Origin of the sequence: Streptomyces sp. ADI95-16, assembly GCF_003721495.1 — a bacterium.
Classification (GTDB): Bacteria; Actinomycetota; Actinomycetes; order Streptomycetales; family Streptomycetaceae; genus Streptomyces; species Streptomyces goshikiensis.
Genome location: NZ_CP033581.1, coordinates 5,133,269 through 5,149,468, shown reverse-complemented (window position 1 = coordinate 5,149,468; position 16,200 = coordinate 5,133,269). Strand labels below are relative to the sequence as shown.

At 71.1% G+C, this 16,200-nt stretch carries 15 protein-coding genes; 5 read left to right on the top strand and 10 right to left on the bottom strand.

The window, feature by feature from the left end; translation table 11 throughout:
• Positions 1–57: 57 nt before the first annotated feature.
• The 5 genes from EES41_RS23090 to EES41_RS23070 form a co-directional block, all read right to left on the bottom strand.
• The gene (locus EES41_RS23090) at positions 58–777 is read right to left on the bottom strand and encodes a hypothetical protein (RefSeq protein WP_123080137.1); all 720 of its coding nucleotides are present in this window, start codon (positions 775–777) and stop codon (positions 58–60) included.
• Between the two features lie 58 nt (positions 778–835).
• Positions 836–2,152, bottom strand: coding sequence for an AI-2E family transporter (locus EES41_RS23085; RefSeq protein WP_123080136.1), 1,317 nt, complete (start codon positions 2,150–2,152; stop codon positions 836–838).
• 129 nt (positions 2,153–2,281) lie between these two features.
• Entirely contained in the window at positions 2,282–3,010 is a 729-nt protein-coding gene (locus EES41_RS23080; RefSeq protein WP_174261833.1) for a transglycosylase SLT domain-containing protein, read from the bottom strand.
• Positions 3,011–3,424: 414 nt separating this feature from the next.
• Positions 3,425–4,741 carry a PhoH family protein gene (locus EES41_RS23075; RefSeq protein WP_008737360.1) on the bottom strand — a complete coding sequence of 439 codons (1,317 nt, stop codon included), beginning with the start codon at positions 4,739–4,741 and terminating at the stop codon, positions 3,425–3,427.
• Positions 4,742–5,125: 384 nt separating this feature from the next.
• Positions 5,126–5,887, bottom strand: coding sequence for an isoprenyl transferase (locus tag EES41_RS23070; RefSeq protein WP_008737362.1), 762 nt, complete (start codon positions 5,885–5,887; stop codon positions 5,126–5,128).
• A 127-nt stretch (positions 5,888–6,014) separates the two neighbouring features.
• Between EES41_RS23070 and mgrA the strand changes: the two genes are divergently transcribed.
• Entirely contained in the window at positions 6,015–7,052 is a 1,038-nt protein-coding gene (gene mgrA / locus EES41_RS23065; RefSeq protein WP_123080135.1) for an L-glyceraldehyde 3-phosphate reductase, read from the top strand.
• Between the two features lie 131 nt (positions 7,053–7,183).
• Here mgrA and EES41_RS23060 read toward each other — a convergent pair whose 3' ends face one another.
• Positions 7,184–7,903 carry an A24 family peptidase gene (locus EES41_RS23060; RefSeq protein ID WP_123080134.1) on the bottom strand — a complete coding sequence of 240 codons (720 nt, stop codon included), beginning with the start codon at positions 7,901–7,903 and terminating at the stop codon, positions 7,184–7,186.
• A gap of 179 nt (positions 7,904–8,082) precedes the next feature.
• Here EES41_RS23060 and EES41_RS23055 point away from each other — a divergent pair, with 179 nt between their 5' ends.
• The 3 genes from EES41_RS23055 to EES41_RS23045 all read left to right on the top strand — a co-directional run bounded on the left by EES41_RS23055 (position 8,083) and on the right by EES41_RS23045 (position 10,771).
• Complete coding sequence (locus EES41_RS23055) at positions 8,083–8,466, top strand: DUF192 domain-containing protein (protein WP_123080133.1); 384 nt, start codon at positions 8,083–8,085, stop codon at positions 8,464–8,466.
• Positions 8,467–8,525: 59 nt separating this feature from the next.
• A complete protein-coding gene (locus EES41_RS23050) occupies positions 8,526–9,146 on the top strand; it encodes an SMI1/KNR4 family protein (RefSeq protein WP_123080132.1) in 621 nt (206 codons plus the stop codon).
• 389 nt (positions 9,147–9,535) lie between these two features.
• A complete protein-coding gene (locus tag EES41_RS23045; protein ID WP_123082641.1) occupies positions 9,536–10,771 on the top strand; it encodes an extracellular solute-binding protein in 1,236 nt (411 codons plus the stop codon).
• Positions 10,772–10,924: 153 nt separating this feature from the next.
• On the opposite strand, the gene EES41_RS23040 is transcribed toward EES41_RS23045, so the two are convergent.
• Positions 10,925–11,545, bottom strand: a complete 621-nt coding sequence (locus EES41_RS23040) for a hypothetical protein (protein ID WP_123080131.1) — start codon at positions 11,543–11,545, stop codon at positions 10,925–10,927.
• 177 nt (positions 11,546–11,722) lie between these two features.
• On the opposite strand from EES41_RS23040, the gene EES41_RS23035 reads away from it, so the two are divergent.
• Entirely contained in the window at positions 11,723–12,865 is a 1,143-nt protein-coding gene (locus EES41_RS23035) for a serine hydrolase (RefSeq protein ID WP_123080130.1), read from the top strand.
• Between the two features lie 50 nt (positions 12,866–12,915).
• Here EES41_RS23035 and EES41_RS23030 read toward each other — a convergent pair whose 3' ends face one another.
• The 3 genes from EES41_RS23030 to EES41_RS23020 all read right to left on the bottom strand — a co-directional run bounded on the left by EES41_RS23030 (position 12,916) and on the right by EES41_RS23020 (position 16,085).
• Positions 12,916–13,239 carry a nuclear transport factor 2 family protein gene (locus EES41_RS23030; RefSeq protein WP_123080129.1) on the bottom strand — a complete coding sequence of 108 codons (324 nt, stop codon included), beginning with the start codon at positions 13,237–13,239 and terminating at the stop codon, positions 12,916–12,918.
• Positions 13,240–13,366: 127 nt separating this feature from the next.
• On the bottom strand, positions 13,367–14,236 hold the full coding sequence (locus tag EES41_RS23025) for a polysaccharide deacetylase family protein (RefSeq protein WP_164496122.1): 870 nt from the start codon (positions 14,234–14,236) through the stop codon (positions 13,367–13,369).
• Positions 14,237–14,468: 232 nt separating this feature from the next.
• Positions 14,469–16,085, bottom strand: coding sequence for an MDR family MFS transporter (locus EES41_RS23020; protein WP_123080128.1), 1,617 nt, complete (start codon positions 16,083–16,085; stop codon positions 14,469–14,471).
• Positions 16,086–16,200: the final 115 nt, after the last annotated feature.

Sequence of the window (16,200 nt, the reverse complement as noted above, 5' to 3'; positions counted from 1 at the left end):
CCCCGTACGAAGCCCAGTGCCCCCGCAGCCGTCACCGGCGGCGGGGGCACTGGGCGTTCAGGCGCGCAGCCGCTCCATCAGGCTCCGCATGTCCTCGATCATGGCCGTCTGCAGCCCGGTCTCGTCGGGGCCGCCGGTGGGCGCGGGAGCGGTCGGGTCGGGGCCGATGTCCTCGAACCACTCCGTCCTGAGCGTGAACACCGCGCCGCCGTCGAGGACGATGAGTTCGGCCCTGTCGAGCCCGATCCCCCGCCTGTACAGGGCCCGTTCGCCGAGGCCGGGCACCTCCGACACGTCGAAGGCGTTCGGTTGCACGCCGAGCGTGCGGCCGGGGCCGAGGCCGAACTCGGTCCCGGGGTCGCTCCGGCGGTGCAGTTCGACCAGCACCTCGCTCCCGTACGCGGTCCGTCCCTCGCTCCACCCCGCGGCGGTCCCGCAGCTCGCCCAGTCCAGGGCGGGGTCGCTGCCGTGCGTCGTGTGCCGTTCCTCGAAAGGCTGCCCGGTGAGCCGGACCAGCTCCGACAGCCGCGCCCGCGCGCACAGGTCCTCGACGTGCCGGTAGGAGATCCTCGGCCCGGCGGAGGCGGCAGAGGCGGCGAAACGATCCTGCACCACCAGGGCGCCGCCCCACACCGCCGAGGCCAGCACCACGCCGCCGAGCAGCCACCACCAGCGCCCGCGGGGCGCCCCCGTGGGCCCGGGCAGCCGCTCCGGCTCCGCCCGCTCTCCCGGCCGCGCGCTCTCCCACTCCCCGTCGAGCTCGGGCTCGCCGATCATCCCCGTTCCCCCCTCGCCCCGTTGCCCCTCGCCCCGTTGCCCCTCGCCCCGGTCCGCCTCAGACCGGGTCGTCGACGCCCTCGCCCAGCGCCGTCGCCCCGTGCGGCGCCGCGCCGGCCACCGGCGCACCACCGTGCTGGTGGTCCTGTGAATACGCCCGCAGGTAGACCACCACCGTGTTGGTGACGGCGACCAGCGGGACGGCGACGACCGCGCCGCCGATGCCGGCGATCATGCCGCCGGCGGCCACCGAGAGCACCACCGCGAGCGGGTGCACCCGTACCGCCCGGCCCAGGATGAAGGGCTGCAGCACGTGCCCCTCTATCTGCTGCACGAGCAGGACCACGGCCAGCACGCTCAGCGCCGTGAACACGCCCTGGGTCACCAGGGCCACCACCACCGCGAGGGCCCCGGAGATCACCGCGCCGACCAGCGGGATGAACGCGAACAGGAAGATGAAGACCGCGAGCGGCACCGCCATCGTCACGTCGAGGAAGTACAGGCCGAGGCCGATGAAGACGGCGTCGATGAGCGCGACCAGGACCGTGCCGCGCACGTACGCGGTCAGCGTCCGCCAGGCGCGCGGGCCGGCGCCCGCGACTCCCGGCCGGGCGGGGGCGGGGACCAGGCCCAGCACCCAGTTCCAGATGCGCTTGCCGTCGTACAGCAGGAACAGCGTCGAGAACATCGCGAGCAGCATGCCCGTCAGCACCTCGACGAGGACCGTCACGCCTTGCAGACCGGCGGAGGTTATCTCCTCGGTGTTGGTGCCGATGGTGTCCGTGAGGTTCTTGGCGATGTCGTTGATCTGCTTCTCGGTCACGTGGAACGGGCTGTCCAGCAACCAGAGTTTGAGTTCGTTGATGCCGTCGCGGACCCGGTCGGAGAGGTCGTCGAGGTTCTCCATCACCTGCCAGACCACGAACCAGCCGACGAGCCCGATGACCACGAAGCCGAGGATCGCGGTCACGGCGGTCGCGAGCCCGCGCGGCAGCCCGAGCCGGCGCAGCCGGACCACGAAGGGCTGTAGCAGCGCGGTGACGAGCAGGGCGGCGACGAAGGCGAGGACGACCAGGCGGACTTCGCTGATCACCTTCATCAGCACCCAGAGCATGCCCGCGAGCAGCAGCAGCCGCCAGCTGACCTCGGCGGCGACCCGCATCCCCCACGGGACGGCCGTGACGGGGTCGGGGCGCTCGCGCGGACCCGCCACGACGGCCGGCGCCGCGACGGCCGCGACGGTGCCGGCGGCGGCGGGCTTCTGGGGTACGCCCATGGTCTCGGCCTCGACCTCGGCGCGCCGTTCGTCGAGGCGCGCCTCCATCCGGCTCAGCCGGCTCCCCAGCCGGCCGATCCAGCCTGCAGTGTTCACCATGTCGCTCTCTTACCCCCGTCTGTCCCGTGCGATCGCACCTCGACGACCGTACACGCGAGGAGCCCCGCACCGTGGATACGGTGCGGGGCTCCCCCGGGGCGGGCGACCGGCACGGGGCCGGACCCGTTCCTAGTACCAGCTGTTGGCCTGCCAGAAGCTCCACGCGCCGCAGGGGCTGCCGTAGCGCTCGTTCATGTAGTTCAGGCCCCACTTGATCTGCGTGGCGGGGTTGCTGCGCCAGTCGGCACCGGCCGAGGCCATCTTCGAACCGGGGAGCGCCTGGACCAGGCCGTACGCGCCCGACCCGGCGTTGACCGCCTTGTAGTTCCAGGTCGACTCGTGGTTCACGATGTTGGAGAAGCACTGGAACTGCCCGGCCGGGATCATCTGCTGGGCCATGGCCTTGACCTGGGCGACCGTGTAGGAGCCCTGGACCTCGAAGTCGCTCGCGTCGCGGGTGGCGGAGCGGCTGGCGACCTGCTCCTTCTCCTCCCGCTCCTTCTTCTCCTTCTCGGCCTTCTCGTCCGCGGCCTTCTGCGCCTCGGCCTTCTTGACCTTGGCGTCCTCGGCGGCCTGGACGCGGGCCGCCTCCTCGGCCGAGCGCTTGGCGTCGGCGTCGGCGGCGTGGGCGATGGCGTCGGCCTGCTGCGTCAGGGACGCGCTCTGGACGACGGCCTGGTCGCCGACCGGGATGTCAGTGAGGAGAGTCGCGCCGGACGCGGTCGTCTCAAGGTCGTTGGTGGCGGCGGGGTCGCCCGTCGCGACGCCAACGACTGCGCCGACGGTGGTGACCGCGGTGGCCGAAGCCACGGCGAACCCCCGGACCGAGATCCGGCTCACACGGTGTCCTTCCAGCAGCGTCCGCAGTGACCGCGCGGGCGCAATAGTGCCCCTCGACACTGGCCTCCGTGGTGATGCGGTCACTGGAGGCACGGGCCCGTGGGCAACTCCTCTGCGAGGAGCCGCGCGTGAAACTCGGGCGGCATACGGCGGTCGGGTCTGGAGTTGTGGGCGCTGCTCGCACCCACGAGGGGTACGGGTGGTGCAAGTGCTACAGGTGTGCCGTATGCGGGGCCTGACGGAAAACAGACTCTGCCGGACCCCGACGCCGCAAGGCAATTCCAAGTTGCGTGGGAAAGGTCACACCTGCTGCGACGACGTTCTTTTGGGCAAAGGGCTGTGCAGCGACGCGCCGCCCGGCTAGGCTCTCGGGCCTTTGCCGGGCGGCGCCAACTCGCCTTCCCGCTATGGGGGATTTAACCCTTTCGGGGGTTACAGGCTTTCGAGCATCTCGGTGACGAGCGCGGCGATCGGCGACCGCTCGGAACGCGTCAGCGTGATGTGCGCGAAGAGCGGATGCCCCTTCAGCTTCTCGACCACGGCGACGACTCCGTCGTAGCGGCCGACCCGCAGGTTGTCCCGCTGGGCGACGTCATGGGTGAGAACCACCCGCGAATTCGCGCCGATTCTGGACAGAACGGTCAGAAGGACGTTCCGCTCCAGCGACTGCGCCTCGTCCACGATCACGAACGCGTCGTGCAGCGACCGGCCCCGGATGTGCGTGAGCGGCAGGACCTCCAGCATCCCCCGGTTCAGCACCTCCTCGATGACCTCGCGCCCGGCCACGGCCGAGAGGGTGTCGAAGACCGCCTGCGCCCAGGGGCTCATCTTCTCGGACGCGTCACCGGGCAGGTAGCCGAGGTCCTGGCCGCCCACCGCGTACAGCGGCCGGAAGACCATCACCTTCTGGTGCTGGCGCCGCTCCAGCACGGCCTCCAGGCCCGCGCACAGCGCCAGCGCCGACTTCCCGGTGCCGGCCCGGCCGCCCATGGAGAGGATGCCGATCTCCGGATCGAGCAGCAGGTCGAGCGCGATGCGCTGCTCGGCGCTGCGCCCGTGCAGCCCGAAGGCCTCGCGGTCGCCGCGCACGAGCTTCACGTTGCCGTCCGCCGTGACCCGGCCCAGGGCCTTGCCGCGCTCGGACTGGAGGACCAGACCGGTGTGCACGGGAAGTTCCGCCGCCTCCGGGACGTAGAGGCGCTCCTCGGAGTAGAGGAGGTCCACCTGCTCCCCGGAGAGGCTGAGCTCGCTCATGCCGGTCCAGCCGGCGTCGGTGATCGCGAGCTCCGCCCGGTACTCCTCGGCGAGCAGGCCGACCGAGGAGGCCTTGATGCGCAGCGGGAGATCCTTCGAGACGACCGTGACGTCGTAGCCCTCGGCCTGGAGGTTGCGGGCGACCGCGAGGATCCGCGAGTCGTTGTCCCCCAACCGGAAGCCGGCCGGCAGGACACCGGGGTCGGAGTGGTTGAGCTCGACGCGCAGGGTTCCGCCCAGATCGCCCAGTGGGATGGGGGCGTCGAGGCGACCGTAGCGAACCCGGAAGTCGTCGAGCAGGCGCAGGGCCTGGCGGGCGAAGTAGCCGAGTTCGGGATGGTGCCTCTTTGCCTCCAGCTCGGTGATCACCACGATCGGGAGCACGACCTCGTGCTCGTCGAAGCGCGAGATCGCGTTGGGGTCTGCCAGCAGGACGCTGGTGTCGAGGACGTAGGTCCGCCTGTCGGGCAGGCGGCGCTTTGTGCTGGTCACCACGGAAGGACGTACCCCCTCGGAAGAGGTCGGGCCATGAAGACCGGACCGGTCATCGGCACCCATGCCAGGGCCGACTTCCGGCCCTCCCACTCCGTCCGTGCGAACCGCACGTGCGTCCTGGTGCAAAGGGCCTCCCGGGCGGACGACCCCATGCCGTCCGCTGAGACTCGACACCCGTGGATCGGGCGTCGACCTGAAAGGGATATTCCCCGAACGCGCCCGGCCATGCCATGGCATATGACGGACGCTCGGTGAATCGCTGGTGAAGGCTTTGCGCGGAGGACGGAGAGGGGCCCGAGGGACTCCCGAGGTGACGCCCCGGGGTTCCCGAGGGGGCGTCAGGTCATGGCCGGATCCCGGGGGCGGGCCCGGGATCGGGCGGGGTCAGGACCCGTACCGCCGGTGGCGGGCCGCGTAGTCGCGCAGCGCGCGCAGGAAGTCGACCTTGCGGAAGGCCGGCCAGAAGACCTCGCAGAAGTAGTACTCCGAATGCGCGCTCTGCCACAGCATGAACCCGGACAGGCGCTGCTCGCCGCTGGTGCGGATCACGAGGTCCGGGTCGGGCTGGCCGCGCGTGTAGAGGTGCTCCGCGATGTGGTCGATGTCGAGGATCTCGGCGAGCTCCTCGAAGGAGGTGCCCTTCTCGGCGTGCTCCAGCAGGAGCGAGCGGACCGCGTCGGCGATCTCCTGGCGGCCGCCGTAGCCGACCGCGACGTTGACGAGTATCCCGTCGACGTCGTGGGTGGCCTGCTCGGCCTCCTTCAGCACGGACTGCGTCCGCTCGGGCAGGATGTCGAGGTTGCCGACGTGGTGGACGCGCCAGCGGCCGTCCGCGGCGAGGCCCCGCACGGTGTTCTCGATGATGTTGAGCAGCGGTCGGAGCTCGACCTCCGGCCGGTCCAGGTTGTCCGTGGACAGCATCCACAGGGTGACGACCTCGACGTCCGTCTCGGTGCACCAGCCGAGCATCTCGGAGATCTTGTCGGCCCCCGCCTGGTGGCCCTGTTCCGTCGTACCGCCGGACGCCTTCGCCCAGCGCCTGTTCCCGTCCAGGATGACGCCGATGTGCTTGGGCGCCGCGTCATGGTCGATGCGGCCCTCCACCCGGCGTGCATAGAGCCTGTACACCAGGTCGCGCAGCTTCACGATCTTCGAGCCCCTCCGTGCAATGCCCCCGTGCGGATTGCGGTCTCCCCCGAGGCCGCCACATTACTGCTCGGCGGGATCGGGTACCCAACCCGGTGTGTCACAAGTCCGTGATAGGGAGGACATCGTGACTGATAACAATCCCTATCGGGCAGAGCCCTCGCGCTACGACTCCATGGAGTACCGACGCACCGGCCACAGCGGCCTCAAGCTCCCCGCCGTCTCCCTCGGCCTCTGGCACAACTTCGGCGACGACAAGTCGCTGGACTCCCAGCGGGCGATCCTGCGCCGGGCCTTCGACCTCGGCGTCACCCACTTCGACCTGGCGAACAACTACGGGCCGCCCCCCGGCTCCGCCGAGCTGAACTTCGGCAAGATCTTCGCGCAGGACTTCGCGTCCCACCGCGACGAGCTGATCATCTCCACCAAGGCCGGCTACGAGATGCACCCCGGCCCGTACGGCGAGTGGGGCAGCCGGAAGTACCTGATGAGCTCGCTCGACGCCTCGCTGAAGCGGATGGGCGTGGACTACGTCGACATCTTCTACTCGCACCGCTTCGACCCGGACACCCCGCTGGAGGAGACCATGGGCGCCCTCGCGTCCGCGGTCCAGCAGGGCAAGGCGCTGTACGTCGGCGTCTCCTCCTACAACGCGGAGCAGACGGCCGAGGCGGCCGGGATCCTGCGCGAGATGGGCGTGCGCCCGCTCATCCACCAGCCCTCGTACTCCATGATCAACCGCTGGACGGAGGAGGACGGGCTGCTGGACACCCTGGAGGAGAACGGCATGGGCTGCATCTCCTTCGTACCGCTCGCGCAGGGACTGCTGACGGGCAAGTACCTCAAGGGCATCCCGGAGGGCTCGCGGGCCACCCAGGGCAAGTCCCTGGACCCGGACCTCCTGTCGGACGAGGTGCTGCGGCGGCTGCGCGGACTGAACGACATCGCGGCCCGCCGCGGGCAGTCGCTGGCGCAGCTGGCGCTGAGCTGGGTGCTGCGCGACGAGCGCATGACGTCGGCTCTGATCGGCGCTTCGAGCGTGTCCCAGCTGGAGGAAAACGTGGCGGCCCTGGCCGGTGCGCCCCTCTCGGAGGAGGAGCTGAAGGAGATCGACTCCTTCGCCGTCTCCACCCCCGGCACCAACATCTGGGCCCAGCGCGGCTGACCTGCGCCTTTGGCCCGAGGGCGGGGAAAAAATAAAACGGGCCGGTCCGTGGGGGGGATACGGACCGGCCCGAGGGGGGGGTTCCACCATAACCCTTCGTAAAGCGTGATGCGTGCATTGGCGCAAGATGATTACGCTCCGAATCCGCCCAGCAGCACTCCGGTGAGGGCTCCGGCGGCCATGAAGGGGCCGAACGGGAACGCCGTACGGCGCCCCGCACGGCCCCCCAGCAGGAGTCCGAGGCCGTAAAGGGCCCCGTAGACGAAGCCGAGGAAGGCCCCGAGGGCCCATACCCCCCACCCGTACCACCCAAGAGCGACCCCCAGGGCGAGCGCCAGCTTGACGTCGCCGAAGCCGATGCCGGCGGGGTTGATCAGGAACAGCAGGAGGTACGCGCCCGCCAGCGCGGCCCCGCCCAGCAGCGCGAGCCGCCACGACCCGGCGGCGCGGGGCGCCAGGGCCGCCGCCCCCAGCAGTGCGGCGGCCAGTGCGGCCAGCGGCAGGGTGAGTACGTCGGGCAGCCGGTGCACCGCGAGGTCGACGAGGCCGAGCAGGACGAGCCCGGGCGCGAGCCCCACGTACACGCCCACCTCGGGCCGCGCCCCGCCGGCCGCCGCCAGCGCCCCGCAGACGAGGGCGCACACGGCGGCGACCCCGGGGGCGGACGCCCCGTACGGCGCGCCGTGGCAGCGGGCGGGGCCGAGCCAGCGCGGGACCAGATGCCCCGCGGGGCAGTGGGCCCGCCAGGGCTCGCCCGGGGCCACCGACAGGCGGTACGCCGCGCGGGGCAGCAGCAGCCCGCCGGCCGCGCCGTACGCGGCGGCGAGAAGGGTGATCACGACCACGCTCATCCGCCGACGGTAGGCCCCGCCACCGCCCCGGGCATGGGCCCGGGGACCCAACCCCCGGCCCGGCGCCCCAGGAAGTGCCGGGAGTCGCGGGCCGGGCGTCGCGGTAGCGACAGGGCCTAGGCTGACCGGCGACCGGCGAGCGCGGGCCCCGGGTTCCGGGGCCGAGGGGGGCGGACGGCATGCGCAGACACCCGTACCGGCGGTGGCGCGACGGCGCGGCCGCGCTGCGCGTCGGCGACGCCCCCGCGACGGTCCCCGTCGAGATCGCCGCCTCCTACCGCGCCCGCACCCGCGGCCTCCTCGGCCGCGACGGCATCGACGGGGCGCTGCTGCTCACCCCGGCGGCGAGCGTGCACACGTTCCGGATGCGGTTCGCGATCGACGTGGCCTACCTCGACCGCGACCTCCGCGTCATCGCCCTGACCACGATGCCCCCCGACCGGCTCGGCCTGCCCCGCCCGCGCTCCCGGCACGTCCTGGAGGCCGCGGCGGGAGCCATGGCCGGCTGGGGCCTGCGGGTCGGAACCGCGCTCGCGGTGGAGCCCGCGGCGGACACCCCCTAGGTCTCGCGCCCGGCCGGCGGTAGGTTGGGGCGGTTGGGCTGGGGTGTCAGGGGAGCGGCATGACGGAGAACGCGCGGGTCAAGGCGCTGGAGCAGATCATGCCGGCGACGCATGGCGCCGACGAGGACATCGACTGGCGGGCCGCCGAGGCGGCCTGGGCCACCCGGTTCCCGGCCGATTTCGTCGCCTTCATGGGCCGTTTCGGGGCCGGTTCCATCAACGGCGAGGCCAGCATCCTGCTGCCGCTGCCGAAGCCGGGACTCCAGTGGGATCCGGCCGAGATGGCCGAGGAGACCGCGAACGCCCGGCACGCCTGGGAGGCGGAGGGCGGGCGCGCCGCCTTCGACGTGGACCCGGAGTCGATCATCGCCTGGGGCGTCACCGGCGGCTCGGACATCCTGTGCTGGCTGACCACGGACCCCGATCCGGACCGCTGGCCGGTCCTGGTCTGCGGGCGGCACTCGGCCGACTCGTTCGCCGTGTACCCGTACGGGATGGCCGAATTCCTCTACCGGCTGTGCTCCGACGAGTTCGACGTGAGCCCCGTCAGCATCACCTTCTGGGACGGCGGCCACCTCAGCTTCGTGCACTGGCGCAAGGCCCAGCGGCGCTGGCAGGAGGGCCGCAACCCGGAGACGGGCGAGCCCGACCCGTACGCCGGCGAGTTCGCCGACCAGTAGGAGCCGTCCGGTACGGGCCGCCCGGGGCGGCTCGCCAGCGACTCCTCGAATTCCCGGCGGCCGCGCCTCCGCCGACACCACTTTGACCGTCGTTCAGCCCGTTCCCCACAGGAAACGGGCTTTTCGGCATGTCTACGCGCGTGGGAATTGTGGATCACATATCGGAAAACACCAGCCGGAAATCCCCCACTTGGAGCATTGACCACAAGTACCGCCCCAATGGAATCAACTGCCCCGCCGTCAGGAGAGAATTCCGGCCAACGGGCCACGGAGGTACACCCCGGCCCGGAGCAACTCACAAGCAGTAACGGGACTCAAAAGAAATTCAGGGGAACCCACCCGTGCGACGAAGAATCTTCAGCGCGGCCGCGAGCGCCGTGGCGCTCGGCATGCTGATACCGCTCTCCGGCTGTGGCGGCTCCGCGGACGACGCGGGCGGCGGCGCGACGCTGCGCCTGGTCGCCGCGGAATACGGCGACAGCCCGGCCACCAGTTCCAAGGCTTTCTGGGACAAGGTCTCGAAGGATTTCACCGCCGCCAACCCGGACATCGAGGTCGAGGTCCGGCTCCTGCCGTGGGCCGACATCGACCGCGAGGTCTCCGCCATGGTCACGTCCGGCAATGCGCCGGACATGGCGCTCATGGGCTCCTACTCGGATTTCGCGGCGCAGGACGAGCTCTATTCCGCGGAGGAACTCCTCCCGGTCACCGCCGAGGCGAACTTCCTCCAGCCGCTCGCCGAGGCCGGATCCGTCGGGAACACCCTCTACGGCCTGCCGTTCGTGGCGAGCAGCCGTCTCCTCTTCTACAACGAGACCCTGTTCTCCAAGGCCGGCGTCGGCGAGCCCAAGACCTGGGCCGACCTGAAGGCCGCCGCCAAGGCGCTCAAGGACAAGGGCGTGAAGTACCCGTACGCCCTGCCGCTGGGCCCGGAGGAGGCGCATGCCGAGGCGATGATCTGGGAGCTGAGCAACGGGGGCGGCTACGCCGACAGCAGCGGCAACTACAGCCTGGCCTCCGACCAGAACATCGAGACGTTCCAGTGGATCAGGACCAACCTGGTCTCCCCCGGCCTGACCGGCCCGGTCCCGCCCGCGCAGCTCAACCGCGCCGACGCCTTCGCCGCCTTCGTGCACGGCGAGGTCGGCATGCTGAACGGCTATCCGTCGCTGCTCCACGAGGCGCGCGCCAAGGGCGTCAACGTGGGCACCGTCCCCATGCCGGTCTCGGATTCGCTCGGCGCCGGCGAGACCCCGCCGGCCGTGGGCGTGGCGGACTGGATGATGGCGTTCAAGCAGAACGGGAAGCGGGCCGAGATCGGCAGGTTCCTCGACTTCGTCTACCAGGACGAGAACCTGTCGGACTTCGCGAACCGCTACCACCTCCTGCCCTCGACGGTCTCCGCGTCCCGCACCCTGGCCGGCGGCGGCCTCGACAAGAACGACCTGTTCTTCCTGACCGCCCTGCGCGGTGCTCAGCTCTACCCGGTCAACGACCCGTCCTGGGTGACGGTCAGCGACACCATCAAGCGCAACATCGGCCGCGCCGTCGCGCCGGACGGCGATCCGAAGGCCGTCCTGGAGGAGATCGCCGCCAAGGCGAACGAGGCCGCCAAGAAGCACTGAACGGCCGCCCGATCCGGGACTTTCGACCCTGCCGCCACCCATCCCGTGCGGCATGATGGCTGCTACGGCTCTTGATCCAAGGCCGCGGCCCTGCCGCCCGACGAGCACTCACGAGGTGCGCGGGGCGGCCGGACCCTCTCCCCTGCGGCTCTCCTACCGCGGCCCCTCGCCCGTCGTGAACGCGGTGCGGTACTGCTCGCAGCTGGAGTCCCAGCGCAGGGTCCCCGACACCGTCCCGTATCCGGAACGGGTGACCGACCACTCCACCGTGTACTCACCGGTGTCACATGCGATCCGCTTCCCGCCCGGGACCCTCTCCCGCCCGGTGGCCGGACGATCGCGGAGCTCGCGCCGCACCTCGCCCGCCTTGCTCCGGTCGGGGGCGCGCAGGACGGCGTGCACGACGACCGGGTGCTTGCCCTCCTTGGTGGTCAGCGCCTTCTTCACCAGCGTCGAGTCGGACACCGCCCAGCCGAACTCGTACGAGGGCTGCCAGGCCAGTGTCCTGGGGTCCCCCACCCGCCGTTCGAACTCCGGGGCGCCGGAGGGGCCGGGCCGGGTCACCGTCTTGTACTGGACCCCGGGGAAGAAGCGGAGCTGCCCCTCCACCTTGTGCATCTCGTCCTTGGTCCACATCGACTTCATCGACTTCTCGCCGCCGGCCGGGTCCTGGAGGTACGTTCCCTCCGCCGCCGTGGCGCCCTGGCCGAGGGCGGGGACGAGGGCCGCCGCCGTGGCGGCGAGGGCGAGGGCGACGATGCGGGTGCGGTTCATGCCCGGCCCAACGGGGGCCCGCTGCGGGCCGGAACGACGCCGGGCGCGCGTTCACCCGTAAGGGAGACCGGGGCGGACACGGAGGTGACGCGTTCTCCGCGACCCCAGGAATACGAACTGATGATCTTCCGTTGGCCCGGACAGACAGGACCTGACGATCCGAGTACGGGGGATGACATGAGTGGGAACGCGAGCGTCAACGGCACGGTGGCGGCCGGCTGGGAGTCGGTGCGGGACGAGTTCGCGGCCTTCGTCGCGGCCGAACCGCACTCGCCCGAGGCCCAGCTGGTGGTGCGTCACCACGGGCGGCCCGTGGTCGACCTGTGGGCCGGCGAGGACACCGACGGGGAGACCCTGACCGGCGTCTACTCGATCACCAAGGGCGCGGCCCACCTGGTGGTGGCGCTGCTCGTGCAGGACGGCGTACTGGAGCTGGACCTCCCGGTGTCGCGGTACTGGCCCGAGTTCACGGGCGAGGGCAAGGAGCGGCTGACCGTACGGGAGCTGGTGGCGCACAAGTCGGGCCTGATCAACCGGCCCGAGGGGTTCACCGTCGAGGAGCTGGCGGACGACGCGGGGATCGCGGCGGCGCTGGTCGGCCAGAAGCCGTACTGGGAACCGGGAACGGCCTACGGCTACCACGCGTTCGTCATCGCCGCGCTGACCGGCGAGGTGGTGCGGCGCGCGACCGGGCGCTCCATCCAGGAGATCTACGAGGAGCGGATCCGCGCCCCGTACGGCCTGGAGCTGTTCCTGGGACTGCCCCGTGAGGCGGAGGGCCGCTGGAAGCCGATCCTGGAGCCGCTGCCGACTCAGGAGCAGCTGGCTCAGATGGCGGACCAGCCGGCGCCGCCCGCGCTGATGCCGATCGCGTTCAACTGGCACACCGACCCGCCGATGGACCTGGTGGCCTTCGCCAACGACCCGAAGGTCAAGGAGCTCGGTCCGGCCTCGGCGGGCGGGGTCGGCTCGGCGCGCGGCATCGCGGGCATGTACGCGGCGGCGATCGGCGAGGTGGACGGCCGGGCCCCGCTGCTGGAGCCGGACACGGCCGCCGAGTTCGCGAAGCCGCACACCCCGGGCCCGGGCCTGGTCACACCGGAGCCGGACCACTTCGCGCTGGGCTTCGAGCTGATGCCGGGAGTCGGACCGCGGGCCCTCGGGCACAGCGGCGCGGCGGGCGGAGTGGGCTTCGGCGACCCGGAGACGGGCGTGGCGTACGCGTACACGCGCCGCCGGTTCGGCTTCCCGGGCGGGGCCGCGCCGGAGAACGAGCGCCTGACGGCGGCGGTGCTGAAGGCGGCGCGGGCCGCCGGATAAGGGCCGCTACGGGGCCGGGCCGGGCCCAGGGAGCCGCGCTCCGAGCGCTCTCAGGCCTGGCCGGTCTCGAAGCGGCTGACGCGCCCGTCGGCGGTGACGTCGAACCGCCAGGCGGTGCGCATCTCGCCCCAGGTGTCGTTGCGGTAGGCGACGACGAGGGAGCGTCCGCCGTCGGCCTCGGTCTCGACGTCCATGTGACCGCCGGAGGAGAAGATCTCCTTGTCGGCCCACTGGGCGACGTCGCGGTCCGAGCCGTCGTCGGACATGGTCGCGCCCGGGGTGAGGGCCTCCTGGAAGGCGGCCCGGTCACCCGCGTTGACGGCGTTGACGAAGGCGCGCACGGCGGGTTCGGACAGCTGGCTCGGGGCGATCACGGGGGCCTCCTGGTCAGGCGTACGGATGCTGCTGCCGACCAGGGAACACCGCGGGCGCGGCCGGGGCGCCGACCCTCACCCGTTCGGCGACGGACGGCGTGTCAGGAAGGCGCGTCGGGAAGGCGCGTCAGGAGGGCGGAGCCGAGGCGCTGGGCGTGTCGGCCTCCGTGCGCACGGGGAAGCCGGTCGGGCGGCCCTGTTCCCCCAGCCAGGCGAGCACCTGGTCGAGCGCCTCGACGGACTGCGTGCGGTTGCCGCCGGCATCGTGGAAGAGGACCGTCGGGCCGTTGTTGATCTCGCGCTTGACCGCGTTGACGATCGCGGCGACACCGGGCTTCTCGAAGTCCTTGGTGTCGACGTTCCAGCCGAGGGGGCGCATCCCGTTCGCGGCGGCGATGCGCCGGCTTTCGGGGGTGAACGCGCCGCCGGGGGCCCGGTAGTACTCGACCTTGGCGCCGCCCGCGGCCTCTTCTATCAGCTTCTTCGCCTCCAGGATCTGCTGCTCCTGGTAGGCGACGGGCTTCTTGTCCATGCGCGTGTCGTGGTCCATGGTGTGGTCGCAGAGGCGGTGCCCGCCCTGGACGACCTTCTTGACGAGGTCGGGGTGGGCCTTGGCCTGCGGGCCGACCATGCAGAAGGTGGCCTTGACGTCGTACCGCTTCAGCACGTCGAGGATCCGGGGGGTCCAGCGGGGGTCTGGGCCGTCGTCGATGGTGATGTTGACGGCGTCGCCGCCGCTCTCGGAGGCGTGGGCGATGGTCTCGGGCACGAGGGGACCGCTGCCGCCGTTCCCGCCGCCCTCACCCTCGCCCTTCTTCCCGTTCTTGCCGTCCAGGGTGCGGTTCTGATCCTGCGTCTGCCCTGAGGCGCCGTCCCGCAAGCCGTGGTGACCGGGGTCGACGAGCGCCACCACTCCCCACACGGTCGCCGCCACGGCCGCGGCCGACGCCGCGACGGCTATCCGGGCCCGTACCCCCTGGCTGCGTATGCGCGCCATGAACCCCATGAACCGTCCCCTCCTCATCCGCCGTGTGATCCCTCCAAGGGTCATGACGTCCGCCCCGGCTGAGGGGTTCCCGCCCAATAGCTCATAAAATCTACGTTTACGTCGCGGGAACTTGGTCCATGATCGTCCTGAATTAGCATCAGACCAAACGCAAAACCCCGGCCGGGTCAGGAAGTTCCTGACCCGGCCGGGGCTGTGGGCGGGGGGTGCGTCGGGGCGTCGGTCAGTGGGCGAGGGCCTCGTGCGCCCGGGCCGGCCCGCCGTCACCGGTGGCCGCGCCGGCATCGCCGTCGCTCGCGCCGTCGGCCGGCGCCTTGGCCGCCGGACCCGCTCCCTTGAGCGGGACCTCCTTGACGAACCAGGCGGCGACGAAGCCCAGTACGGCGACTCCCGCGCCCAGCAGGAACGCCGAGTGGGTACCGGCGGCGACGGCGTACTGGTACGCCTCGCGCATCGCTTCCGGCAGCTTGGCCAGGCTCGCGGCGTCCAGCTGCGCGGAGCCCGCGGCGCCCGCGGCCTCCGGGCCGAGGCGGTCGGCCATGGTGTCGGTGACCTGGGTGGTGAACAGGGAACCCATCAGCGCCACGCCGAACGAGCCGCCGAGCGTACGGAAGAGGGTGGCCGAGGAGGACGCGACGCCCATGTCCTTCATGTCCACGCTGTTCTGCGCGACCAGCATGGTGATCTGCATCAGGAAGCCGAGTCCCGCGCCCAGGATGCCCATGTACACGCCGGACATGAGGCGGCTCGTACCGGTGTCCATCTGCGAGAGCAGGAACAGGCCGACGACCATGAGGGCGCCGCCGATGATCGGGAACATCTTGTACTTGCCGCTGCTGGTGGTGATGCGGCCCGCGATGAGCGAGACGAGCATCATCGAGAGCAGCATGGGCAGGAGCAGCAGACCCGAGTTGGTGGCGGAGGCGCCCTGGACCGACTGCTGGAAGAGCGGCAGGTAGAGCACGCCGCCGAACATCGCGAAGCCGACGAGGAAGCCGATCACGCTCATGAGGGTGAAGTTGCGGCTGCGGAAGATGTGCAGCGGCATGACCGGCTCGGCGGCCTTGGTCTCGGCGTAGAGGAAGGCGGCGGTCGACAGGACGCCGACGGCGATGAGGCCGAGGATCTCGGCGGAGCCCCACGCGTACTCGGTGCCGCCCCAGGTCGTCACGAGGACGGTGGAGGTGATGGCGAGGGTCAGCAGGGCCGCGCCCAGGTAGTCGATCTTGCCCTTGGCCCGCTTCTTGGGCAGGTGCAGGACGGCGGTGACCATGGCCAGCGCGACCGCGCCGAGCGGCAGGTTGATGTAGAAGGACCAGCGCCAGCCCATGTGGTCGGTGATGGTGCCGCCGACCAGCGGGCCGCCGATCATGGCGAGGGCCATCACGCCGGCCATCATGCCCTGGTACTTGCCGCGCTCGCGGGGCGGGATCAGGTCACCGATGATCGCCATGACACCGACCATCAGACCGCCGGCGCCGAGGCCCTGGACGGCGCGGAAGCCGATCAGCTGCCCCATGTCCTGGGCCATGCCGCTGAGGGCGGAGCCGATCAGGAAGATCACGATGGAGGTGAGGAAGGCGCCCTTGCGCCCGTACATGTCGCCGATCTTCCCCCAGATCGGGGTGGAGGCGGCGGTGGCGAGCGTGTACGCCGTGACCACCCACGACAGGTGCTCCAGACCGCCGAGTTCACCGACGATCGTCGGCATCGCGGTGCCGATGATCATGTTGTCGAGCATGGCCAGCAGCATCGCGATCATGAGCGCCATGAGTACGACGCGTACGCTGCGCGGCTTCACCTCCTCCGAGGTCTCCGCCTTGTTCGTCACGTCGCCCATGTTGTCCCACTCCCCTGATACCCGAGCGCCGGGCACTTACTTGTCGCCCGGCTAGTTCTCTACACTGGGGAAGGTAAACCGGTCACTAGCCGGTCGTCAAGTAAGTAACTTTTGG

Excerpts from the sequence above, each read along its gene's own strand:
- EES41_RS23090 (WP_123080137.1), bottom strand. The coding sequence starts at position 777 with ATGATCGGCGAGCCCGAGCTCGACGGGGAGTGGGAGAGCGCGCGGCCG.
- EES41_RS23085 (WP_123080136.1), bottom strand. The coding sequence starts at position 2,152 with ATGGTGAACACTGCAGGCTGGATCGGCCGGCTGGGGAGCCGGCTGAGC.
- EES41_RS23060 (WP_123080134.1), bottom strand. The coding sequence starts at position 7,903 with ATGAGCGTGGTCGTGATCACCCTTCTCGCCGCCGCGTACGGCGCGGCC.
- EES41_RS23055 (WP_123080133.1), top strand. The coding sequence starts at position 8,083 with ATGCGCAGACACCCGTACCGGCGGTGGCGCGACGGCGCGGCCGCGCTG.
- EES41_RS23050 (WP_123080132.1), top strand. The coding sequence starts at position 8,526 with ATGACGGAGAACGCGCGGGTCAAGGCGCTGGAGCAGATCATGCCGGCG.
- EES41_RS23045 (WP_123082641.1), top strand. The coding sequence starts at position 9,536 with ATGCTGATACCGCTCTCCGGCTGTGGCGGCTCCGCGGACGACGCGGGC.
- EES41_RS23040 (WP_123080131.1), bottom strand. The coding sequence starts at position 11,545 with ATGAACCGCACCCGCATCGTCGCCCTCGCCCTCGCCGCCACGGCGGCG.
- EES41_RS23035 (WP_123080130.1), top strand. The coding sequence starts at position 11,723 with ATGAGTGGGAACGCGAGCGTCAACGGCACGGTGGCGGCCGGCTGGGAG.
- EES41_RS23025 (WP_164496122.1), bottom strand. The coding sequence starts at position 14,236 with ATGGCGCGCATACGCAGCCAGGGGGTACGGGCCCGGATAGCCGTCGCG.
- EES41_RS23020 (WP_123080128.1), bottom strand. The coding sequence starts at position 16,085 with ATGGGCGACGTGACGAACAAGGCGGAGACCTCGGAGGAGGTGAAGCCG.